Origin of the sequence: Kitasatospora sp. NPDC057015 (assembly GCF_042673745.1) — a bacterium.
In the GTDB taxonomy this organism is placed as follows: Bacteria; Actinomycetota; Actinomycetes; order Streptomycetales; family Streptomycetaceae; genus Kitasatospora.
Window position 1 is genome coordinate 187,740 of sequence record NZ_JBHUSG010000006.1, and the last position, 21,320, is coordinate 209,059.

General features: G+C 72.8%; 18 protein-coding genes. 9 read left to right on the forward strand and 9 right to left on the reverse strand.

What is annotated here, in order from left to right; all coding sequences use genetic code 11:
• Nucleotides 1-54: 54 nt before the first annotated feature.
• From ACFTWP_RS08485 to ACFTWP_RS08515, 7 genes are all read right to left on the reverse strand, one after another.
• On the reverse strand, nucleotides 55-798 hold the full coding sequence (locus ACFTWP_RS08485; RefSeq protein ID WP_380263480.1) for an SDR family NAD(P)-dependent oxidoreductase: 744 nt from the start codon (nucleotides 796-798) through the stop codon (nucleotides 55-57).
• 22 nt (nucleotides 799-820) lie between these two features.
• Nucleotides 821-1,783, reverse strand: coding sequence for a fumarylacetoacetate hydrolase family protein (locus tag ACFTWP_RS08490; RefSeq protein ID WP_380263481.1), 963 nt, complete (start codon nucleotides 1,781-1,783; stop codon nucleotides 821-823).
• Nucleotides 1,784-1,871: 88 nt separating this feature from the next.
• Nucleotides 1,872-2,807: a VOC family protein gene (locus ACFTWP_RS08495; RefSeq protein WP_380263482.1), complete on the reverse strand. Its 936-nt coding sequence runs from the start codon at nucleotides 2,805-2,807 to the stop codon at nucleotides 1,872-1,874.
• 11 nt (nucleotides 2,808-2,818) lie between these two features.
• Nucleotides 2,819-3,814 (reverse strand): amidohydrolase family protein, encoded by a 996-nt coding sequence (locus ACFTWP_RS08500; protein WP_380263483.1) that lies wholly within the window; start codon nucleotides 3,812-3,814, stop codon nucleotides 2,819-2,821.
• On the reverse strand, nucleotides 3,811-4,938 hold the full coding sequence (locus ACFTWP_RS08505; protein WP_380263484.1) for an FAD-dependent oxidoreductase: 1,128 nt from the start codon (nucleotides 4,936-4,938) through the stop codon (nucleotides 3,811-3,813). Before ACFTWP_RS08505 ends, ACFTWP_RS08500 begins: the two co-directional genes overlap by 4 nt.
• Before the next feature lie 135 nt (nucleotides 4,939-5,073).
• A complete protein-coding gene (locus tag ACFTWP_RS08510) occupies nucleotides 5,074-6,045 on the reverse strand; it encodes a cyclase family protein (protein WP_380263485.1) in 972 nt (323 codons plus the stop codon).
• The gene (locus ACFTWP_RS08515; RefSeq protein WP_380263562.1) at nucleotides 6,042-6,983 is read right to left on the reverse strand and encodes a fumarylacetoacetate hydrolase family protein; all 942 of its coding nucleotides are present in this window, start codon (nucleotides 6,981-6,983) and stop codon (nucleotides 6,042-6,044) included. Before ACFTWP_RS08515 ends, ACFTWP_RS08510 begins: the two co-directional genes overlap by 4 nt.
• 155 nt (nucleotides 6,984-7,138) lie before the next feature.
• Here ACFTWP_RS08515 and ACFTWP_RS08520 point away from each other — a divergent pair, with 155 nt between their 5' ends.
• The 3 genes from ACFTWP_RS08520 to ACFTWP_RS08530 all read left to right on the forward strand — a co-directional run bounded on the left by ACFTWP_RS08520 (nucleotide 7,139) and on the right by ACFTWP_RS08530 (nucleotide 10,648).
• Entirely contained in the window at nucleotides 7,139-8,038 is a 900-nt protein-coding gene (locus ACFTWP_RS08520) for a LysR family transcriptional regulator (RefSeq protein WP_380263486.1), read from the forward strand.
• A 256-nt stretch (nucleotides 8,039-8,294) separates the two neighbouring features.
• Nucleotides 8,295-9,539 carry an MFS transporter gene (locus ACFTWP_RS08525; RefSeq protein ID WP_380263487.1) on the forward strand — a complete coding sequence of 415 codons (1,245 nt, stop codon included), beginning with the start codon at nucleotides 8,295-8,297 and terminating at the stop codon, nucleotides 9,537-9,539.
• Between the two features lie 164 nt (nucleotides 9,540-9,703).
• Nucleotides 9,704-10,648 (forward strand): hypothetical protein, encoded by a 945-nt coding sequence (locus ACFTWP_RS08530; protein WP_380263488.1) that lies wholly within the window; start codon nucleotides 9,704-9,706, stop codon nucleotides 10,646-10,648.
• Between the two features lie 34 nt (nucleotides 10,649-10,682).
• Here ACFTWP_RS08530 and ACFTWP_RS08535 read toward each other — a convergent pair whose 3' ends face one another.
• The gene (locus tag ACFTWP_RS08535; protein WP_380263489.1) at nucleotides 10,683-13,163 is read right to left on the reverse strand and encodes a glycoside hydrolase family 3 protein; all 2,481 of its coding nucleotides are present in this window, start codon (nucleotides 13,161-13,163) and stop codon (nucleotides 10,683-10,685) included.
• Between the two features lie 620 nt (nucleotides 13,164-13,783).
• Between ACFTWP_RS08535 and ACFTWP_RS08540 the strand changes: the two genes are divergently transcribed.
• The 5 genes from ACFTWP_RS08540 to ACFTWP_RS08560 all read left to right on the forward strand — a co-directional run bounded on the left by ACFTWP_RS08540 (nucleotide 13,784) and on the right by ACFTWP_RS08560 (nucleotide 19,885).
• Complete coding sequence (locus tag ACFTWP_RS08540; protein WP_380263490.1) at nucleotides 13,784-15,028, forward strand: FAD-dependent monooxygenase; 1,245 nt, start codon at nucleotides 13,784-13,786, stop codon at nucleotides 15,026-15,028.
• A complete protein-coding gene (locus tag ACFTWP_RS08545) occupies nucleotides 15,025-16,056 on the forward strand; it encodes a cupin domain-containing protein (RefSeq protein ID WP_380263491.1) in 1,032 nt (343 codons plus the stop codon). Before ACFTWP_RS08540 ends, ACFTWP_RS08545 begins: the two co-directional genes overlap by 4 nt.
• Nucleotides 16,057-16,092: 36 nt before the next feature.
• A complete protein-coding gene (locus tag ACFTWP_RS08550; RefSeq protein WP_380263492.1) occupies nucleotides 16,093-16,974 on the forward strand; it encodes a fumarylacetoacetate hydrolase family protein in 882 nt (293 codons plus the stop codon).
• A gap of 102 nt (nucleotides 16,975-17,076) precedes the next feature.
• A complete protein-coding gene (locus tag ACFTWP_RS08555; protein WP_380263493.1) occupies nucleotides 17,077-17,544 on the forward strand; it encodes a MarR family winged helix-turn-helix transcriptional regulator in 468 nt (155 codons plus the stop codon).
• A 634-nt stretch (nucleotides 17,545-18,178) separates the two neighbouring features.
• Nucleotides 18,179-19,885: a SpoIIE family protein phosphatase gene (locus ACFTWP_RS08560; protein ID WP_380263494.1), complete on the forward strand. Its 1,707-nt coding sequence runs from the start codon at nucleotides 18,179-18,181 to the stop codon at nucleotides 19,883-19,885.
• Between the two features lie 67 nt (nucleotides 19,886-19,952).
• Here ACFTWP_RS08560 and ACFTWP_RS08565 read toward each other — a convergent pair whose 3' ends face one another.
• Nucleotides 19,953-20,204, reverse strand: a complete 252-nt coding sequence (locus ACFTWP_RS08565; protein WP_380263495.1) for a hypothetical protein — start codon at nucleotides 20,202-20,204, stop codon at nucleotides 19,953-19,955.
• A 236-nt stretch (nucleotides 20,205-20,440) separates the two neighbouring features.
• Between ACFTWP_RS08565 and ACFTWP_RS08570 the strand changes: the two genes are divergently transcribed.
• Complete coding sequence (locus ACFTWP_RS08570; RefSeq protein ID WP_380263496.1) at nucleotides 20,441-21,244, forward strand: hemolysin III family protein; 804 nt, start codon at nucleotides 20,441-20,443, stop codon at nucleotides 21,242-21,244.
• Nucleotides 21,245-21,320 lie beyond the last annotated feature (76 nt).

Sequence of the window (21,320 nt, forward strand, 5' to 3'; positions counted from 1 at the left end):
GGTGGCCGGCGGGGGCGGGACGAGGACGGCAGGCCGTGACGCCGGAGCAGCGGCTCACGGCCTGCCGTCCTGTCCGCGCAGCGCGTCGGAGATCGATTTCGCACCGCCGTGTGCGGTGTAGCCCCCGTCGACGGGGATCTCCGCGCCGGTGATGAAGGAGGCGTCGTCGGAGAGGAGGAAGACCACCAGCGGGCTGATCTCGTCCACGGTGCCGGTGCGGCCGAGCGGGGTCTCGCTCAGGTTGGCCTCCCGGAAGGCCGGGGGCGCGGAGGCGGTCATCTCGGTCTCGATGAAGCCGGGGTGGATGGTGTTGACGCGGATGCCGCGCGGTCCGAGTTCCAGGCAGGCGGTCTTGGCGAGGCCGCGCAGCGCCCACTTGCTCGCCGTGTACGCCACCGGGTAGTGCCCGGTCAGGGCGGCCGAGGAGCCCACGTTGACGACGGAGGAGCCCGGCGGCATCAGCGGGGTCAGGTGCTGGATGCCGAGCAGGGGGCCGGTGACGTTGACGGCGTGGACGCGGGCGAAGTCCTCGGCGGTGACCTCGCCGAGGCGGGCCCGCCAGGTGATGCCGGCGTTGTTGACCAGACCGTGGACGGCGCCGTGCGTCTCACGCAGGTCGGCCGCGAGCGCCGCCCAGGCGTCGGGGTCGGTGACGTCGAGCGGGCGGCAGCCGGCGGCGGCCTGTACGTCGGTGGCGACGACGGTCGCGCCTTCCGCCGCCAGGGCGGCCGCCTCCGCCGCGCCCTGGCCGCGGGCCGCCCCGGTGACGACGACGACCTTGCCTCGCAGGCGGTTCATGGGTGTGCCTTTCGCCGTGGAGTCAGGGACGGGTGCGCGGGCGCGCCCGCGCGGGCCGGATCGGGGCCGGATCGGCGCCGGCGACGACGGTGTTGGAGACGGAGCCGATGCCCTCGACGGTGAGGGTGACGGTGTCGCCGGGCCCCAGCGGGGCCGGCTCGCGGCGGCCGGTGCGGCCCCAGAGTTCGGCGAGGCAGCCGCCGTTGCCGCAGGTTCCGGAGCCGAGGACGTCACCGGGTCGCACGGTGGTGCCGCGTGAGGCGTAGGCGACGAGGTCCTCGAAGGGCCAGCCCATGTTGGAGAGCAGGTCTCGGCCGACAACCTCGCCGTTGACCTCGGCGATCAGGGCCAGGCGCAGGAATCCGTCGCCGTCGCGGTGGGGCTCCAGCTCGTCGGCCGTGACGAGGTACGGGCCGAGGGTGGTGGCGGTGTCCTTGCCCTTGCAGGGCCCCAGACCGACCTGCATCTCACGGGACTGCAGATCGCGCGCCGACCAGTCGTTGAAGATCGTGTACCCGATGATGTGGTCGCGGGCCTGCTCCGGGGTCAGGTCGCCGCCCTGGAGCCCGATGACGGCCGCCACCTCCAGCTCGAAGTCCAGCACGGAGGAACCCGGCGGCATCGGGACGTCGTCGTGGGCACCGATGACGGCGTACGGGTTGCCGAAGTAGAAGGTCGGCGCCTCGTACCAGACCTCCGGCACGCCCTCGGCCCCGCTGACGCTCCGGCGTACCCCCTCGACGTGCTCCTCGAAGGCGACGAAGTCACGGACGGTGGGCGGCTGGAGGGGCGGCAGGAGTCGCACCTCGGCCACCTGCGGGCCGGGCTCGGCGGCCAGTGCCCTCCGGCCGGCGGCGTGCAGGGCCTCCCTGCCGGCCCGGACGAGGTCGAGCAGGTCGGTGCCGACGGGCAACGGGTGCAGCCGGGTGCCGGACACGACGGCGCAGCGGCGGTGCCCGTGATGCTCGTAGGTGGCGAAGCGCATGGTTCTCCTCCGATGGCCGGGGGTGTCGGCGGGCGGTGTCAGGGCGGGACTCGCCCGCCGCACCCCCGGGGTCCTTGGGCGGACTGGATCAGACGGGCGGGGCGGTGAAGCAGCCGCGGTCCACGTCGTTGAACGACTCCTTGGCGACGATCTCGCTCATCGCGTTGGCGGTGCCCCACTGGTCCGTGACCTCGGGCTGCGAGAAGTCGTAGACGTGCGGGTGCCAGCTGTCCTCGTCGAGCCGCTCCAGCTCGGTGGTGTACTCCACCGTGTTGCCGTGCGGGTCGAGGAAGTAGGAGAAGGTGTTGTTGCCGGCGAGGTGGCGGCCGGGGCCCCAGATCTTCCGCACACCGGCGCGCAGCACCCGGCCGGTGCCGTACATGTACTCGTCCACACCGCGCAGTTCGAAGGAGATGTGGTGCAGCGAGGTGTGCGGGCCCTTGGCGATGGCCATGGAGTGGTGCTGGTTGCTGATCCGCATGAAGTGCATGACCTCGCCCATGTGCGGGGAGGCGAGGCTGTCGGAGAGCGCGAAGCCGAGGTGCTGCTCGTACCAGGTGCGGGTGCGGTCCAGGTCGGGTGAGTTGACGACGACGTGGGAGAGCCGGACGGGGATGGACTCCTTCTCCTCGACGCGACGGTGGGTGCGGGTGGCGACGTCGGCGCTGACCTCGATGGTGCGGCCGTCGATGTCGAAGAAGCGGAAGCCGTGGCCGCCGCCGGGGGTGTCGACGGTGCCGGGGCGGGTGATCAGCTCGACGCCGCCCGCGAGCAGCCGCTCGGCGAGGGTGTCGACGTCGGCGGGTGTGGCGGCGCCGTAGGAGATGAGGTCGAGGCGCTTCTCCTCGGCGCGGCGCAGGCGCACGACGTACTGCTCGGGCGAGCCTTCGGCGGCGAGGAAGGAGATGCCGCTGTCCTCGGCGACCTGGGTGAGGCCCCAGACGCCGGCGTAGAAGTCGAGCTGCTTCTCGTAGTCGGGCACGGCGAGGTCGACGTGCCGCAGGTGGGTGAGCAGGCGGGTCATGGTGGTCCTCCTCAGCCGAGGCCCAGCAGGGCGGCGGCGTTGCCGCCGCGGACGGCGTGGTGGTCGTGGTCGGGCAGCGCGGCGGCGGTGAGGACGCCGAGCGGGTCCTGGTTGCCCATGTCGAAGGGGAAGTCGGAGCCGAGGAGCACACGGTCGGCGCCGGCGGTGGCGACGAGGTGGCGCAGTACGGCGGGGTCGTGGACGAGGGAGTCGAACCACAGGTCCCTGAGGTAGCTGCTGGGTTCGCGGGCGCAGCCGCGGGCGTCGGGGCGGGCCCGCCAGGCGTGGTCGGAGCGGCCGATGTGGGTGGGCAGGTAGCCGCCGCCGTGGGCGGCGATGATCTTCAGGCCGGGGTGGCGGTCGAGGACGCCGGAGAAGATCAGGTGGGAGAGGGCGACGGCGTTCTCGGTGGGCTGGCCGACGGTGTTGGAGAGGTACCAGGCGTCGAGGCGCTCGTCGAGGGTGCAGCCGAAGGGGTGGAGGAAGAGGATCGCACCGGTCTCGGCGGCACGGGTCCAGAAGGGTTCGAGGCGCGGGTCCGAGAGCTCAACAGCGGGAGCGTGGCTGGAGATCTCGACGCCGAGGAGCCCGTGGTCGAGGGCGTCGTCGAGCGCCTCGACGGCGAGGTCGGGGTGTTGGAGGGGCACCAGGCCGAGGCCGCGCAGGCGCTCGGGGGCCTTGGCGCAGTGGTCCGCGGTGGCCCGGTTGGCGGTCCGCCACACCTGGCGGGCCGTCACCTCGTCGGACCAGTAGTGGTAGTGCGAGGGCGACGGGCTGACCAACTGGACGTCGACCCCCTGGGCGTCCATCCGCGCCAGGCGGGCGGCGACGTCGGTGAGCAGCGGGATGCGCTCGCGCACCATGGGACCGCTGACCGCCAGGGCTTCGGGCCCGTTGCGGCGGGCGTCCAGGGCCTTGGCCTCGGCCAGACCGGGCCGGTCGGCGACGAGGGCTTCGACCTCGGGCAGCAGCAGGTGGGCGTGGACGTCCACGGTGGGCGTGGTCACGGCAGCTCCCTGAGGACGGTCATGGTGCGGCCCATCAGGCCGGGGACGTCGGCGTCGCGGACGCCGTCGATCAGCCACTGGCCGATCTGGCAGGAGTTGTCGACGACCATGCGCACGCGCGGAAGGCGACGGGCGTGGTAGTCGATCAGCAGCTGCTCCTCGAACTCGTCCTTCGAAGTGAGCAGTTGGGCGAGGACCCAGGCGTCCTCCAGGGACATGGCGGCCCCCTGGGCGAGGGTGGGCGGGCAGGCGTGGGCGGCGTCGCCGACGAGGACGACGCGACCGCGGTGCCAGGGGCCCTCGACGAGGTGCCGGTCGAACCAGGTGTAGTTGACCTGCTCCGGGTCGGTGATGCTCGCGGCGATGCCGGCCCAGTGGCCGCCGTAACCGGCGGCGAGGCGGCGCATCTCGTCGGCGTACGAGTCGGGGTCGATGGTGGCCCGATCGCGCTTGGGCTCGACGAGGTAGGCGTAGACGGTGTCCGGGCCGGTGGGGCAGTAGCCGGCGATGTAGCACGGGCCGCCGTAGGCGAGGTCGGTGCGTTCCACCCCGGCGGGGCGCGGCGCCGGGGTGCGCCAGATGGCCATGCCGGTGGGTTCGGGGCGCTCGGTGATGCCGATCATGGCGCGGGTCGCGGAGCTGATGCCGTCGGCGCCGACGACGAGGTCGTAGCGGCCGCCGGTGCCGTCGTCGAAGCGGACCCACACGCCGGTGTCGTCCGAGGACAGGGACTCGACGGTGGTGCCGAGCCGGACCTTCGCGCCGGAGGCCTTCACGGCGTCGATCAGGATCCGCTGCAGCTGCGGGCGCTGCATGCCGAGGGTGGCGGGGAGGTCGTCGCCGCCGGTGCGGACGTCCCGGGCGACGTGCAGCACGGTGCCGTCGGGGGCGGTGATGCCGACCGAGCCGAAGCCGAAGCCGGTTTCGCGGACCTCGTCCCAGACACCGATCTCGCGCAGCACGCGCAGGGCGTTGCCCTGGAGGGTGATGCCGGAGCCGGAGACGTTCCAGTCGGTCTTGGCCTCGACGAGTTCGACGTCGATGCCGGCCTTGCGCAGGAGGACGGTGAGGCCGTTGCCTGCGGTGCCGCCGCCGATCACGAGGACGGTACGGACACTGGTCATGGTGCTCCCTGACGGGCGGGCCGCGCTTCGTCGCGCGGCGGACGGGAGGGGTGGGGGTGGTGGGGCCGGTCGGTGGACGGCTGTCCGGGTGCGTCCGCCGACCGGCCCGGTCGGTGGGGCGGTCGCCGGTCGGTGCTACTTGACGGCGACCGGGTTGACCGGGGAGCCGACGGCGCCGGTGATCGGCAGCGGTGCGGCGGTGAGCCAGAACTCGTACACGCCGTCGGCGGCGCAGTGCTCGGCGAGGGCGTCCGGGTCCCACATCTCGCCGATGAGCAGACCCATGTTGGGGATGGCGACCTGGTGCAGGGGTTGGAAGGCCTGGTCGAACTCGTTGGGCCGCACCTCGAAGCCCCAGGTGTCGGTGGCGACCGCGGCGATCTCGGTGCGGTGCAGCCAGCCGGCGGTGGTGAAGGAGAGCCCGGGGGCGTCCCCGCCGGCGTAGTCGCCCCAGCCCTCGCGGCGGGCGCGGGTGAGCTGGCCCGTGCGGATCACCACGAGGTCTCCACGCCCGACGGCCGAACTCGGGCCCTGGGCCTCGATGGTGGCGCGCAGGTGATCCTCGGTGATGGCGAAGCCGTCGGGGAGTTCGCCGTCGGTGCCGAACGCCCGGCCGACGTCGAGGAGGACGCCGCGCCCGGCGACGTCGGCGGCCATGTGCTCGATGCCGGTGACCTGGTCGCCCTCGGAGGTGACGGTGGTGGCGGCGTCACGGCCGTTCCACGCCCGGCCGTGGTCGAAGATGTGGCCGAGGCCGTCCCACTGGGTGGAGCACTGCAGCGGCATGGCGATCACGTCGTCGGCGCCGCCGATGCCGTGCGGGAACGGCTGGTGGCCGGCGGCCGCGTCGGTGCCGGTGTCCAGCATGGTGTGCACCGGGTTGGTGCGCCGGCGCCAGCCCTTCTGCGGGCCGTTCATGTCGAAGCGCTGGGAGAGCGAGAAGCTGACGCCCTGCCGGACGAGGGCGGCGCCCTGACGGCGCTTGTCGGCGTCGAGGTGGTTCAGGGTGCCGAGCCGGTCGTCCGCTCCCCACCGGCCCCAGTTGGAGTACGCGGCGGCGGCCTTGGCGATCTCGCCCTCGGGGTCGCGCCGGTCGTGGGCGGTCACCGCTCCTCCGCGACGCAGCGGGTGCGCTGGGCACCGAGGCCGGTGACGGTCCCGTCCATGACGTCGCCGTCGCGCAGCAGGCGGCCCCAGTGCATGCCGTTGCCGGCCGGGCTGCCGGTGAGGACGAGGTCGCCGGGCAGCAGGCGGGTGGTCTGCGAGGCGTAGGAGACCATCCGCGCCACGTCGAAGATCATGTCCTTGGTGGACTCGTCCTGCATGGTCTCGCCGTTGAGCTTGAGGGTGACCTGCAGGTCGGAGGGGTCGGCGACGAACGCGGCGGGCACCAGGTAGGGGCCGAGCGGGGTGAAGCCCGGGGCGTTCTTGCAGCGCAGCCAGTCGGTGCCGATCTCCGGCATGTCCTTGCGGAAGACGAGCTCGCGGGCCGTGAGGTCGTTGGCGATGGTGTAGGCGGCGACGTGCGCGAGCGCGTCCTCGGGGCCGACCCGGTAGGCCGGCCGGCCGATGACGGCGACGAGCTCCAGCTCCCAGTCGGGCTTGGTGCACCAGGCGGGCAGCACCACGTCGTCGTACGGGCCGGTGACGGAGGACGGCAGACCGATGAACATGTACGGCTGGTCCTCGGCTGCGCGGCGGTCCATCATCGCAGCGACGTCCGCCCGCGCCTGCTCGACCGTCCGGGTGTCGTCCGGGGAGCGGTGGGCCACGGCCAGGTCGACGACGTGCTGACGGTAGTTGGCGCCGGACTGCAGCAGCTGGCGGGGCTCGACGGGCGGCAGGGTGCGCAAGCCGTCCAGCGGACGCCAGGGCCGGTCCTCGTCCTGTGCCAGACGGTGCAGCGCGGGCAGCGTCTCCTCCCAGCGTTCCAGCAGGTCACGGGTGGTGGACGGGTTCCCGGCCTCCGGAACCTGACCGAGGTCGAGCACGAGGTCGCCGGCCACCAGGCCGGGGAAGGGCGCGCCGTCGGCATCGGCGAACATGCCGAGCGCGAAGGGGCCGGAGAGTTGCGCTTGCGTTGCCACGAGGTTTCCTCCTGATGCGATGCGACTAATGTGGCCCCCGATCCGGCAATCACGGAAATCGATTCTCTGGATGCCGACCATCCACCGAACAGATGCAACGGCGGACCCCGCGAATGAACCTTGCGACCCTCGACCTGAACCTCGTCCCCGCCCTGCGCGCCCTCCTGGAGGAACGCAACGTGACCCGGGCCGGCACCAAGGTCGGCCTCAGTCAGCCCGCCATGAGCGCCGCCCTCGCGCGGCTGCGCAAGCACTTCGGCGACGAGCTGCTCGCCCGCTCCGGCAACAGCTACACCCTGACCCCGCTCGGCACCGTACTGCTCGAACTGACCGCCACCACCTGCGAGTTGTTGGAACGTGTCTTCACCTGCCAGGCGTCCTTCGACCCGGCGATCGAGCGGCGGGAGTTCACCCTGCTCGCCTCCGACTACGCCGTCGCCGTCTTCGGCGCCGAGCTGGCCCGGGTCGTGCACGACGAGGCGCCCGGTGTGCGGCTGCGCTTCCTGCAGGTCGGGCCGGCCCTCGTCGAGTCCATCGCCACCTCGCTCAGTTCCGTGGACGGGCTGCTGATGCCGCACGGTGTGATCAGCGGATTCCCGTCCATGGACCTCTTCGCCGACCGGTGGACCTGCCTGGTCGCCGACGACCACCCCGAGATCGGCGACAGCCTCACCCTGCGCGACCTGGCCCGCCTGCCCTGGGCCGTCTACCAGCGCACCCACGACGCGCCGGCCGCCCGGCAGCTGTCGCTGCTCGGCATCGACGCGCGGGTCGAGGTCTCCGTGGAGACCTTCCAGCTGCTCCCGGCCATGGTCGCCGGCACCACCCGGGTCGCCCTCGTCCAGGAACGTCTGGCAGCACGGCTCGGCCCGCACAGCGGAGTCCGGACGCTGCCGTGCCCGTTCGACGCCGTCCCGCTCAACGAGGCCCTGTGGTGGCACCACGCCCACACCCAGGACGCCGCCCACACCTGGCTCCGGGACACCGCCGCCCGGGTCGGCGCCGCCCTGTGAGGCAGCGTCATCCGGGCGTGCGTCATCCAGGCGAGGGTCATCCGGACGTGCGTCATCCAGGCGGCGGATGGCGTGCATCCGCACAACCGATCGGCACGACCGTTCCCCTCGGCACCTGCGGCACCCAGGATGGCTGCCACTGCGACCCGCCCGCACGGTGTCCGGCACCGGCCCCGAGGAACCCTCCCGACCGGCCGGCCCCCGCCACACCCGCTACCGGCGGGCGCGGTCCCCCGACGATCGACACGGAGCCGTCATGCCCACACCTGCCCCCGGTCCCACCGCCGTGGCGAGCGCCGCACCGACTGGCGGCCCACCCCCGCGCCCGCGGCTGACGGCCGCCCTGCTGATGGCCGGCAGCTGCCTGCCGATCCTGGGGGCGGTCCTCATCGCCCCGGTCCTGCCCCGGATGCAGGACCACTTCGCCACCACACCGGGCGCCGAAGTCCTGGTGCCGGTCGTGCTCACCGTGCCGGCCCTCGCCCTCGCCCTGCTCGCACCGTTCGCCGGTGTCCTCGTGGACGGACTGGGCCGCAACCGACTGCTGACGATCTCCACCGTCGTGTACGCCCTCGTCGGCACCGCGCCGCTGTGGCTCGACTCGCTGAGCGCCATCGTGGCCAGCCGGGTCCTGGTGGGCATCGCCGAAGCCGCGATCATGACGTGCTGCACCACCCTGATCGGCGACTACTGGTCCGGCCGCGAACGCGAGCGCCTTCTCGCCCTCCAGACCATCTGCGCCTCACTGTCGGCGACCGCCTTCTTCGTGCTCGGCGGAGCGGCCGGCTCGGCCGGGTGGCGGGCACCGTTCTGGGCCTACGCGGTCGGGCTCGTGCTGGCGCCGCTGATGGCCTTGCGTCTGCGACCCGTCCACCGGGAGTCGACGGCGGACGCGCGCATCGGAGGACGCCGCCCGTTCCCCCTGCGGAGCCTCGCCGCCCCCTGCGCGCTGACCTTCTTCGGCGCGATGGTGTTCTACACCGTCCCGGTGGAGATGTCGTACCTGCTGGAAGACCTCGGGGTGACGTCGGCCGCCGCGGCCGGACTCGCCGCAGCCGCCGCCAGCGCGGCGACCGTCGCAGGCGCCGCCTCCTTCCCCCGGCTGGCCGGGCGCGCCGAGGCGCTGCTGCCGGTGGTGCTCGCCGTCTGCGCCGCCGGCTTCGCCGTCATGTGCTTCGCACCCGGCACTCCCCTGCTGGTGCTGGGCGCGGTGGTCAACTGCCTGGCCACGGGGCTGCTGCTGCCCACCCTGGTGACCCGCACCCTGGCGCTGCTGCACCACGAGGACCGGGGCCGCGGCACGGGCCTGTGGAACGCCGCCTTCTTCCTCGGCGAGTTCCTCTGCCCGCTCGCCCTGCTCGGGCTCGCCGGGGCCGTCGGCACCCTGGCCGGCGCCGTCGGAGTGCTCGCCGCGGTGACCGGCGCGGTGGCCCTGGGCCTGGCGGCCACCCGCGCCCGGCGCGCAGTGCCGTCGGCGACGGCGGAGAAGGCGGCTGCCTGACCTCGGCCGGGGCCGGCGGACGAGCGGCGTCACCGGGAGGTGGCGCCGCTCCGCCATGGGGCCGTACCGGTCGTGGCCGGGAACCCCAACCCCGTCCGTGACTCCTTCGCCGGCAGGACCGCCCGCCTGCTGCTCTGTCGGTCACGGCCGGTTCAATGTCCGCCATGAGCGCACAGGAAGAACTCCTCGCGGCCGTCCACCGACTGACCTGGCCGGGCAAGGGCGGGCTGGATTGCGACGAGGCGGGACACCCCTCCGGACACGTATGCCTGGAGCCTACGGACGAGAACGACCTCTCCGCACTCCGGGAGGCGCTCTGTGCACGGTACGGGCGACCTCGCAATCTCGCCATGGGCGGGTACGTCGATCCGACGGTGACCGCCCGGACCGGGCTTCCGCTCCTCACCCCGTTCGGCGAGCGGGTCGTGGAGATGGGCGCGTGGGCGTACGGAGGCCGTTGGATCGGCTGCGGTACCGTCCGCTTCGGCGACGCCGTGCGGACCGTAGCGCTGGTCGCGGAGCGGGAGGTTCCGGCGGCGGACCCTTCGGCGAACCCGGCGGCGAACCCGGCGGAGGTGACGTCCTGGGTGGACGACATCGTCGCCGTCACGGGATGGGACACGACACGTGCACGCACCGTGGACTGGGCGGCGGCCGAGGCCCGGATCGGTACCGCACTGCCCGGTGACTACAAGCAGCTCGCCGAGGTGTTCGGGTACGGCGCCTTCGACGGCTACCTCCAGCTCCATCTCCCCGGTGCCGGTTCCACGAGCGGTGACATCGTCCTGTACGCCGAGTGGCTGGGCGAGTGGGCCGGGGCTCACGCCGGCGACCTGTGGAAGCCCTACGGGGTGTACCCGGTCCCCGGCGGGCTGCTGCAGTGGGCGGCCTCCGAAACGGCCGACCGGTTCTACTGGCTCACCGAGGGACCGGACCCCGACAGGTGGCCCGTCCTCGCGAGCGACGAGACCCACGACTCGTGGGAGCGGTTCGACGGGACGACCGCCGAGTTCGTCCACCGGATGCTCACGGACCGACAGCATCCGTTCTCGACGGCCCAATACTTCGACACCCACTGGTTCGAGAGCTACGAGGGCGAGGAGGGCTGACGTCCCACGCCGTGCACGACGGCGGCCGGACGGGTCAGCCGATCGTGAGGGCCCGCTGGGCGGCCAGGTCACGGGAGGACCGGCCGGCGTGGACGGTGTAGAGGCCCGGGACGAGGGCCCAGCCGCCGGACTGCCGGACGGACAGGTCCTCGGCGGGCACGGTGAAGGTCACCCGGGTGCTGGCCTTGGGCACGAGCCGGAGCTTGCGGAACCCGACCAGCCGGCGGGGTTCCGCACGGGCTGACGCGGGGAGGGCCGCGTAGAGCTGGACGACGCTCCAGCCAGTCCGGGTACCGGAGTTGGTCACGTTGACGGTGGCGGTGAGCAGCTTGGTGGAGGCGTCGTAGGAGGTGGTGAGGTCTCCCAGGGCGAAGCTGGTGTAGGAGAGGCCGTGCCCGAAGGGGAACAGGGGGCTCTGGCCGTTGCGGTCGTAGTAGCGGTACCCGACGGCGATGTCCTCGTCGTACGCGACGGTGGTGCCGTCGCCGGGGTAGGTCGCGGGGGTACTGCCCGGCCCCTGGGCGGGTGTGGCGGGGAAGGTGACCGGCAGGCGGCCCGCGGGATCGCTGTCACCGAAGAGGACTGCGGCAAGGGCCGTCCCCATGGCCTGCCCGCCGTACCAGCTCTGCACCACGGCCGCGACGCTGCCGAGCCACGGCATGGCGACCGGTCCGTCGGTGTTGAGCACCACCACGGTGCGCGGGTTGACCGCGGCGACGGCCGCGATCAGCTGGTTCTGGTCGCCGGGGAGGTCGAGGCCGCCGTGGTCCATGTCCTCGCCGGCGATGCGGTTGGCGAGCACGACGACCGTGTCGGCGGCCCGCGCGGCGGCGACGGCCGCCGGGATCAGGGAGTCGGGCTGCCAGCCGAGCGTGAGGCCGACCTGTCCGTACTGGGCGGTGGCGTTGGTGTAGACGACCTCGATGTCGACGGTGCTGCCGGCGGTGAGGGTCGCGGTGCCCTGGAGGGGGTAGTCGAAGGGGCCGAGGAAGAAGCGCCGCATGTGGCGGGTCCCGGAGACCACCGTGGTCCCGTCGACCGTGAGGCCGGCGGTACCGGAGGGCAGCAGCGAGAAGCGGTGCAGGCCGGTACTGGTCGGGGTGAGTCTGCCCGTGTAGCGCGCCGACCAGACCGGGGGCAGGCTTGCGAGCGGCGCCTGCGCGAAGTCGATGCCGGTGACGGTCTCCGTGGCGACGGGGGTCCCGGTGGCCTGGGCTCCGGCGTAGTAGGTGGCGGTCAGGCCGGCGGCACCGGTGGGCGTGCGGAGCACTCCGGAGGGCACGGGAGTGAGGGGGATGTCACCGAGGCTGCCCTGGCTGTGGGTGACCGTCGTGCTGCCCGCCCGGTTCCTGACGGCCTGGAGCGGGGTGGTCCACGAGCCGGGGTCGACATGGGAAGAGCCGGAGACACCGGTGACGGCGTCGACACCCGCCGGGCCGATGACGGCGACGGAGGCGGAACCGGCCAGCGGCAGGACGGAGTTGCGGTTCTGCAGCAGTACGGTGCCGTGGACGGCCAGATCGTGGGCGAGGTCCCGGTTCGCCTGGGTGCTGACGTTCGCGGACGGGACCGGGAGCGGGTCGTCGAACAGCCCCGCGGCGATCATGGTGGTCAGGATCCGACGGGCCGCGTCGTCCAGGCGGGCGGCGCTGATGCCCGAGGTGAGGCTGCCGGCGGGTATCTGCACGGCGCCGGGGCCCAGGCCCGCGAGGTCCATGCCGGCGCGGGCGGCGGCCACCTGGTCGTCCCCGGCCCAGAAGTCGGGGACGGTGTAGCCCTGGAGGCCGATGGTCGCCTTGAGGTCGGTGAACAGGGCTGCGTTCTGGACGGCGAAGGTGCCGTTGACCTTGGGGTACGCCATCATCACCGAGGTGAGCGGCGTGGTGGCGACGACGCGGCGGACGGGCGCCTCGTAGATCTCGTGGAGGGCCCGGTCGGAGACCGTGACGTCGACGGAGGTGCGGTCGGTCTCCTGCGTGTAGGCGGCGAAGTGCTTCACCGTGGCGACCACGCCCTGCTGCTGCATCCGTGCCGTCAGGTTGGCCGCCAGCGTCCCCGCGAGGTACGGGTCCTCGCCCATGCCCTCGGCCTGGCGGCCGAACCGCCAGTGCCGGGCGATGTCGACGGTGGGGGCGAGCAGGTTGTTGTAGCCCTTCGCGCGGCCCTCGACTGCGAGGGCCGCGCCCAGGTCGCCGACACGTTCGACATCGAAGGTGGCGGCCTGGGCGACGGGCACGGGGAACGCCGTCACACCCGTCTCGCCACGGAGGCCCGCCGAGGCGTCGGCCATGCTCAGCGCCGGGATGCCCAGGGAGGCCAGAGCGGCGAAGTCGCAGCGGACGAGGGCTTCCTTCTGCGCCGGCGTCATCACGGCGAGGAGCTGGGCCGCGCGGCTCTGCGGGGTCGAGGCCGACGCCGACGCGACGGCACTGCGACCGGGCGCCGCGACCGCGGGCACCACGGTGGTGGCCAACGAGGTCAGGACGGCTGTGGTGAGGAACGTGCGACGGTTCATACGACTCTCCAGTCGAGTCTAGTGCCGGCCGGTGGCGCAGCAGGTGGGGGCGTTCCGGAGACGTGGGGGCAGCACGGGACGGCCGGGCGGTGCCTCGGCGGGGCGCCCGTCGGGTACGGCGGCGCGAATCCACGCGGGCGATGCCGCCGGGACGACGGGGACGGCGCGACGGCAGGGACAGCGGGGCGTCGCCTCGTTCGGAGGGACGTCGGACTGAACGGCGACGGCGGCCTTGGCGGGTGGGGGCAGGCAGCCGAGTCGGTGGGGCCGGCGCGCGACAGACGGCAGAAACTGAGCTCACAGCCAGCCAGTGAATCGTTTCACGCCATTCGGGAACCTAGGGTCTCCAAATCCAGAGGTCAAGACTTCTGCCAGCACCTGGCACATTCCGATAGACCGATCTCGAAGCATCGACGAAACGAATACCCGCACCAGCCGACCAACTGAACCGTTCCAGCAATGAACCCCTCCACTCACCCGGAGGCGACCAGGCCATTGACCTCCCGACCCCATGCCTCCTATCGTCTATGCATCAACGATTGATGTACTGATTATCTGCCTTGATGCAGATCCGTCGACCGTTCACCTTCCTCCACCCGCCTGCCCACCGAGGAGGCCCCATGCCCTCATCCCTCCGGTCCTGCCGACTCGCCGTAGTGGGCGGAGGCATCGGCGGACTGGCCGCGGCTCTCGCCGCCGCCCGCGCCGGTCGCACCGTCACCCTCGTCGAGCGCGCCACCCGGTTCGGCGAGATCGGTGCCGGCCTGCAGCTGGCCCCGAACGCCTCGCTCGCCCTGGACGAGCTCGGCATCCTGGCCGACGTGCAACGCACGGCCGTCACCCCTCCCCGGCTGGTCATGATGGATGCCGTCAGCGGCGTCCAGATCACCGAACTCGACCTGCGCAGCGAGGCCTACCGGGAGCGCTTCCGCCACCCCTACCTCGTCACCCACCGCACGGACCTGCACGCCGCGTTGCTCACCGCCTGCCGGGCCCACCCGCTCGTCACCCTGCACACCGGCCGCACCGTGACCCGCGCCGAGCAGGACGACTCCGGCGTACGGCTGCACTTCGAGGAGACGGCCGAGGTGCTGACGGCGGGCGCGGTGGTGGCCGCCGACGGCCTGCGCTCCAGGCTGCGTCAGGCACTCGTCGGTGACGAGGACCCCGTCTGCTCACGCTACGTCGCGTTCCGCGGGGCACTGCCCGCCGAGCGGATGACGGGTCGCATGTCCCGGCACGCCGCGTCCGAGGCCGTGATGGTGTGGGCCGGCCCCCGGTCGCACCTGGTCCAGTACCCGGTCCGCCGAGGCGAGTTGTACAACCAGGTCGCGGTCTTCGAGAGCGACCACTACACACCGGACTCCGACGACTGGGGCACCGAGGCCGAACTTGAGGAACGCTTCGCCGGTACCTGCCAGGCGGTCCGCGACGCCCTGCCCCTGGTGTCACGCGACCGGCGCTGGCCGCTGTACGACCGGCCGCCCCTCGACGCCTGGGTCCACGGACGGATCGCGCTCCTGGGCGACGCGGCCCACCCCATGCTCCAGTACCTCGCCCAGGGCGCCTGCCAGGCGCTGGAGGACGCGACCGCCCTCGGCCGAGCCCTGGAGGAGTCGGCCGACACCACGGAGGCATTCGCCGCCTACGCCGGGCGGCGCCGTGAACGCGCGGGGCTGATCCAGACCAACGCGCGTCGCTTCGGCGAGATCTGCCACCTGGAAGGCACGGCGGCCACCCTCCGCAACACCCTGCTCGGCAGCCGTTCAGCGGACGGCTTCGACGACATCTCCTGGGTGTGGACGCCGACCGCCGGCAGCGTCACCGCCGCAGCCCGACGAACGACCGAACGGAGACAGGCATGACCGACGACGCCTACAAGGCGCTGGAGGACCTCGGCGCAGCCCCGCTGTGGCGCTTCTACGGCAACCTCTTCCCTGCCGAGCCCCGCAGTCGGGCCGTCCCCCACCGGTGGAGCTGGCAGGAACTGCGCCCGCACCTGCTGCACTTCGCGCAGACGCTCTCCCTCGACGATGCCGAACGCCGGGTGCTGATGCTGGTCAATCCGGGCCTCACGGACCCGCCGGCCACCGTCAACACCCTTTACGCCGGGCTCCAGATCATCCTCCCCGGTGAGACCGCCCAGGCGCACCGGCACACCTCCAACGCCTTCCGGTTCGTCCTGGAGGGCAGCGGTGCCTGGACGACCGTCAACGGCGAGCCCGTCCACATGGCTCCCGGCGACCTGCTCCTGACGCCCGGCTGGCACTGGCACGACCACACCCACCGGGGCGACGCCCCGATGATCTGGCTCGACGCCCTGGACTACCCCCTCGTGAACGCGCTGGAGGCCGGCTTCTACGAGAAGTACCCGCAGCGCCTGCAACCGGTCACCCGGCCGGACGACGCGGGCAGTCGCCAGTTCCTGCACGGCCGGCTCACCCCGGCCTGGCTGACCCCGGACGGCCCCAACTCGCCCGTGACCCGCTACACCTGGACCGAGACCGCCCGCGCCCTGGACGCCATCGCGGACACCGCCGAAGGCAGCGACGTCGACGGCATCGTGCTGGAGTACACCAACCCCTGGACCGGCGGCCCCGTCATGCCCACCATCGGCTGTCGGATCCACCGCCTGCGCCCCGGCTTCCAAGGAGCCGGCTCCCGTCACACGGCATCCACCGTCTTCAGCGTGGTCCGCGGCGAGGGCGCCACCGTGGTCGACGGCGTACGACTCGACTGGTCGCAGCACGACACCTTCGCCGTCCCCGGCTGGAGCTCGTACCGGCACCTCAACACCGGCTCCCAGGACGCCGTCCTCTTCTCCTACAGCGACGAGCCCGTGATGCGCTCCCTCGGCCTCTACCGCGCCGAGCCGGCCGACCCCGGTGCCTGAACGACTCCTCGCCCCACCACCCAGCAAGGAACCCACATGCGCCTCGCCCTCTTCAACCACGGCAGACTCGGCATCGTCGACGGCGACGACCTGGTCGACGTCACCGAACAGCTCGCCGGACCGGGGCCCTACGGACCCGCGGGCCCGCTGCACCGCCACATCGAGCAGTCGGCCGCAGGCACGCTCCGGCTGCCCGACCTCGCCTCCGCCCCCCGCACGCCCCTGTCCGGGGCGGCACTCGAAGCCCCGCTCCCCCTCCCCGGGAAGATCGTCGGAGCGCCCGTCAACTACCTCGACCACAAGGCCGAGATGGAGTACACCACCTCGGTCGCCGACCTCGGCGTCTTCCTCAAGGCCAACTCCTCCGTGATCGGGCCCGGAGAGGACATCCTCCTGCCCTACAGCGACAAGCGGACCGACCAGGAGGGCGAGCTGGGCGTCGTCATCGGACGCACCGCCTCCCACGTGAGCGCCGAAGAGGCCCTCCGGCACGTCTTCGGCTACACCTGTCTCCTGGACATCACCGTCCGCTCCGACGAGGACCGGTCCACCCGCAAGTCCTTCGACACCTTCACCCCCATCGGCCCGTGGATCGTCACCGCCGACGAGATCCCCGAGCCCGACGCCCTGGACCTGCGCTGCGACGTCGGCGGCACGACCCGCCAGCGCACCAACACCGCCGACCTCATCTTCGGCGTCCGCGAACTGATCGCCTACACCAGTTCGGTCATGACCCTGCATCCCGGCGACGTCATCGCCACCGGCACGCCGGCCGGCGTCGGTCCGCTCAGCCACGGCGAGCGTGTCGTGGTCGACATCGAACGCGTCGGGCGTCTGGAGGTCGGCGTGGACGCGTCCCGCGCGACCCCCTACGGGCAGCGGCCCGGGCGACGGCCGGCGCCCGCCGCGTCGCACTGACACCAGGTGCAGCCCTTCGAGGTGGCGCCGTCGACTTGTAGAATCACGGACGGAACCCGCCCGCGACCCCGGCGGCGCCACCTCGGCAGCAAGGACGAAGCTTTGGCCCGCGCGCTCGACCTGGAGAACTACGTCGGGCATCTCATCCGCCGAGCCGAGCAGGTCCACACCGCCCTGTGGGCCGCCCACGTCTCACGGGACGTCACCTCCCAGCAGTTCGCCGTCCTCAACGCCCTGGCCCGGACCCCCGGCATCGACCAGCGCACCCTGGCCACCGCCACGTCCCTGGACCGCTCGACGGTCAACCACATCGTCCGCCGCCTCACCGACCAGCAGTACGTCACCCAGGTCCGGGACGAGGCGGACCGCAGGCGCACCCTGCTCGACCTCACGCCGGACGGCGACCGCCTCCTGAGCAGCCTCACTCCGGCCGCCGAACGTGTCAACGAGCAGCTCCTGGAGGCGCTTCCCCCTGCCGAGCGCGCCATGGCGGTCGGCATGCTGCGGAGGATCGCCGGTATGGACAACGATCTTTCCAGCACCAAATGCGGGGCGGACGAACAGGGGTAGCGGAGCAGGACCAGGAGCGACGGAGATCCTCGGGCCGAACCGCAGCGGGCAAGACGGCCGGCAGCCATGCCACCGTGCACGTGGCCGCGGCGGACGAACGCCGGACCGGTGGTGCGGTCCGCGGCACGCTGACTTGGCGGACCTGTTGGTCGCCGCGCACAGAGGCCACCCGCACCCGCCGGCGGGACCGCACCGGGAGTCGGTACTGCCCGCGGACCGCGACCAGTACCGGCGGGACGCGACGGGTCCGCCGCCAGGGCACCCGCCGTCGACAGCAGCGACGCCGAGTACGACAAGGCAGGCCTCGGACCGGCGAGCGCGGCGACGGGAAAGGTCGCAGGATGGAGTCGTCCCGGCAGCCTGGACGTTCGACACCGGGCTGCCGGCAGAGTGCGGGAGGAGTCGTGATGGAGCGGACCGAAGCTCCGGCCCCGGAGCTCTCGGCGGAGGTGGAAGCGCGCACGGAGTCACCGAGGGCGACCCGTACGGAGATCGGTGCACCGGGCCGGTACGGCAGGCGGCGTCACCGCGCCCTGGTGGAGTCGGCCCCTGCTGATCCGCCGGTGACCGGGGGCGTCGGGGCGTCCACCCCCTCCAGCGGTTGCAACCGTTGAGGGAGGGAGCGTGCGGCCCGATGCAGGACTTCGGTGGGTGCGAGGGCGGGCAGCCCTTGCTGACCTCGGCGTTCGAGGGGCTGGCGGCCGGAGTGCTGCTGGTCGATGCCCGCGGGCGGATCCTGACCGCCAACCCGCGGGCGGAGGAACTACTGGGTCGCCGGGCCACGGCGATGGCGGGAGCGGACGCCCACGACCTGCTGCACCGCGGTCCCGACGGCGCCGAGATCCCGCGCTCGCGGTGCGTGCTGCTGGCGGTCGCCGAGCACGGAAGGCCGGCCTGGGGCGACAGCGACACCTTCCTGACCGGTGACGGCCGGGCCCTGCCGGTGCGCTGGTCGGCAGCGCCCGTCGTGCACGCGGGCAGGACGGTCGGCCTGGCCGTCCTGTTCGCCGACATGGCGGGAAGCAGCGCGCCCGTCGGGCGGGAGGCCGCCCGGGTGGACCTGCTGGAGGACCTGACCGACCAGCTGACCCTGGTGGGCGCGATCACCGAGGTGCTCTCCGAGACGCTGGACGTCGAGGAGGCGGTGGACCGGCTCGGCCCCCTGCTCGTACCCAAGCTGGCCGACTGGGTGGCGGTGGACCTGCGGACCACCGAGGGCGAGGTCCGCCGGGTCGCCGTTCTCGGCCCGCAGGGCCGGGACCCCGCTCTGGAGGCCTGGCGAGGGCCGCTGCCGGCACCGACGACCCTCTCGCGTTCGGCACTGGTACGGGTACTCCGCGGCGCGCAGCCCGTACTGCTCGGCCCGCGGGAGATGGCCGAGCCGCCGGACGCCCCGCTCGCCGCCGTCCAGGCGGGGTTCCTGCGCGTCCTGGGCGCGACCTCGGCTGCCGTCGTTCCACTCACCAGCGCACGCGAGATCACCGGAGCGATCACGGCGGTGCGCACCGGTCCGGACCGCCCCTTCACCGACCGCGAACTCGCCCTGCTCGCGGACATCGGCCACCGGGCGGGCGTCGCCATCGACAACGCCCGCCTGTTCGGGGAGCAGCGCGACGTCGCCACCGCGATGCAGCGCCACCTGCTCACCGAACTCCCGCAGAGCCGGGGCCTTCAGCTGGCCGCCCGGTACCGGCCTGCCCCGGCCGGTTCGCGGGTCGGCGGCGACTGGTACGACGCGTTCGGGCTCAGGGACGGCAGGACCGCGTTGGTGATCGGCGACGTGATCGGGCACGACCTGCAGGCCGCCGCCGGAATGGCACAGCTGCGCAACCTCCTGCGGGCGCTGGCCTGGGACCGTCACGAAACACCGGCCGCCATCGTCGGACGGCTCGACGACGCCATGACGAGCCTGACCGACGTGCCGATGGCCACCATGATCCTCGCCTACGTGCAGGGGCACCCGGGTGGGGCGCGGCGGTTGTGGTGGACCAGCGCCGGACACCCGCCGCCGCTGCTGCTGCCCGCTCCCGGGGCCCCGGCCGGTGGCGAGGCGCGCTACCTGGAAGCCGGCCAGGGGATCATCCTCGGAGCCGGCGGCGACCCCGGGCGCCCCACCGGCCGGCAACGTCTACCGGCCGGCTCGACGCTGCTGCTGTTCACGGACGGCCTGGTGGAGGTGCCGGGAGCCGATCTCGGGGCCGGCCTGGAGGAACTGCGCCGTCACGCGGCCGACCTCACGCGGTACCCCCTGGAGGAATTCTGCGACCGGATCCTGCAGGTCATCCCGAGCGGCAGCACCGATGACACCGCCCTCCTCGCGGTCCGGGTGCCACCGCACTGAGTTGCCGAGGCGACGGTCAGGGCGCCGGCCGGCCGCGAACGGGAACGGGCTGGGCCACCCGGGTGAGTCATTCGCGCGACCACTCGGTCTCGGCCCCGGGCTCGCCAGCGGCATCGTCACCTTCCCAGACGCGGATCCTGACCGCCCGCGGGCCGGGAGCAGGCCGGGAGAGCGAGCGCACGAACACGTCCCGCAGGTGGTTCGCCGCCTGCTGGGGCGGACCGTCGTACTCCAGAGGATTCGAGAGGCTGTCACCGTCCTGCCGGGACCAGTGGCCGTCGTCGTCCTGTACCTCCAGAGCCCACCTGAACTGCCTCATCCCGGCCTCCCGTGCCAACCGTCCCGCCGGAAGCAACGCTATGAGCGGGGCGGCTCCACCGCGACCGGTGCACCGGCCCGCCCTGCCGATCCGCTTCCCCTTCCGCCTGAGCGACCGTCGTGGCGATCGTGCTCGGGCCGGTCGGCGTCGCTGCCGAGGCGAGGTCGGCGGCGACGGCGGCAGGTTCGGGTGCGGCGTGGGCCGTTCGCCCACCGCCGATTTCCTACAGTGAGCACATGGTCACCGAAGGCACTCAACCGTCGGCACGCGGACGGGAGTCCCAGTCCCGCCCGGGTACGACGTCCCGCACCCTCCAGACCCCCGCGGTCGATCCACCCGCCGGAACGACCGGCCGGCTGACCGGCGGTCAGGCAGCGGCCGACCCGACAGGCGACGTGGAGCGTGCGGCAGCGGCGCTGAAGCCGAGGATGCGCGGCTGGCTGCACGCGGGCATGTTCCCCCTCTCGCTGGCCGGAGGCATCGTCCTGATCGCCCTTGCGCGCCCCGGTGCGGCAGTGGCGGCCTGCTCGGTGTACGCGCTCTCGGCCTGCCTGCTGTTCGGTACCAGCGCGGTCTTCCACCGCGGGACGTGGGGTCCGCGCGGGGCGGCGGCCCTACGGCGGCTGGACCACGCCAACATCTTCCTGATCATCGCGGGCACCTACACCCCGCTGACGGTGCTGCTGCTGCCCCCGCGCCGGCAGCAGGTGCTGCTGGCCGTGGTGTGGGCGGGCGCCCTGGCCGGCATCGCCTTCCGCACCTTGTGGATGGGGGCTCCCCGGTGGCTGTACACCCCGTGCTACGTCGCCCTGGGCTGGGTGGCCGTCTTCTACCTGCCCGACTTCGCACGCACCGGCGGCACCGCAGTCGTCGTCCTCGTCGTCGTCGGCGGCCTGCTCTACACCACGGGCGGCGTCGTCTACGGACTGAAGCGCCCCGACCCGTCACCGTGCTGGTTCGGCTTCCACGAGGTCTTCCACGCCCTCACCATCGCCGCCTTCGGCGCGCACTACACGGCCGTGCTCCTGGCGGCCACCTGACAGGTGAAGCCGTCGCCGGGGCGGGGCGCGGGCGTGGCCGGCGCCCGCCGGGCGATGGCCCAAGGTGTGCGTCTCG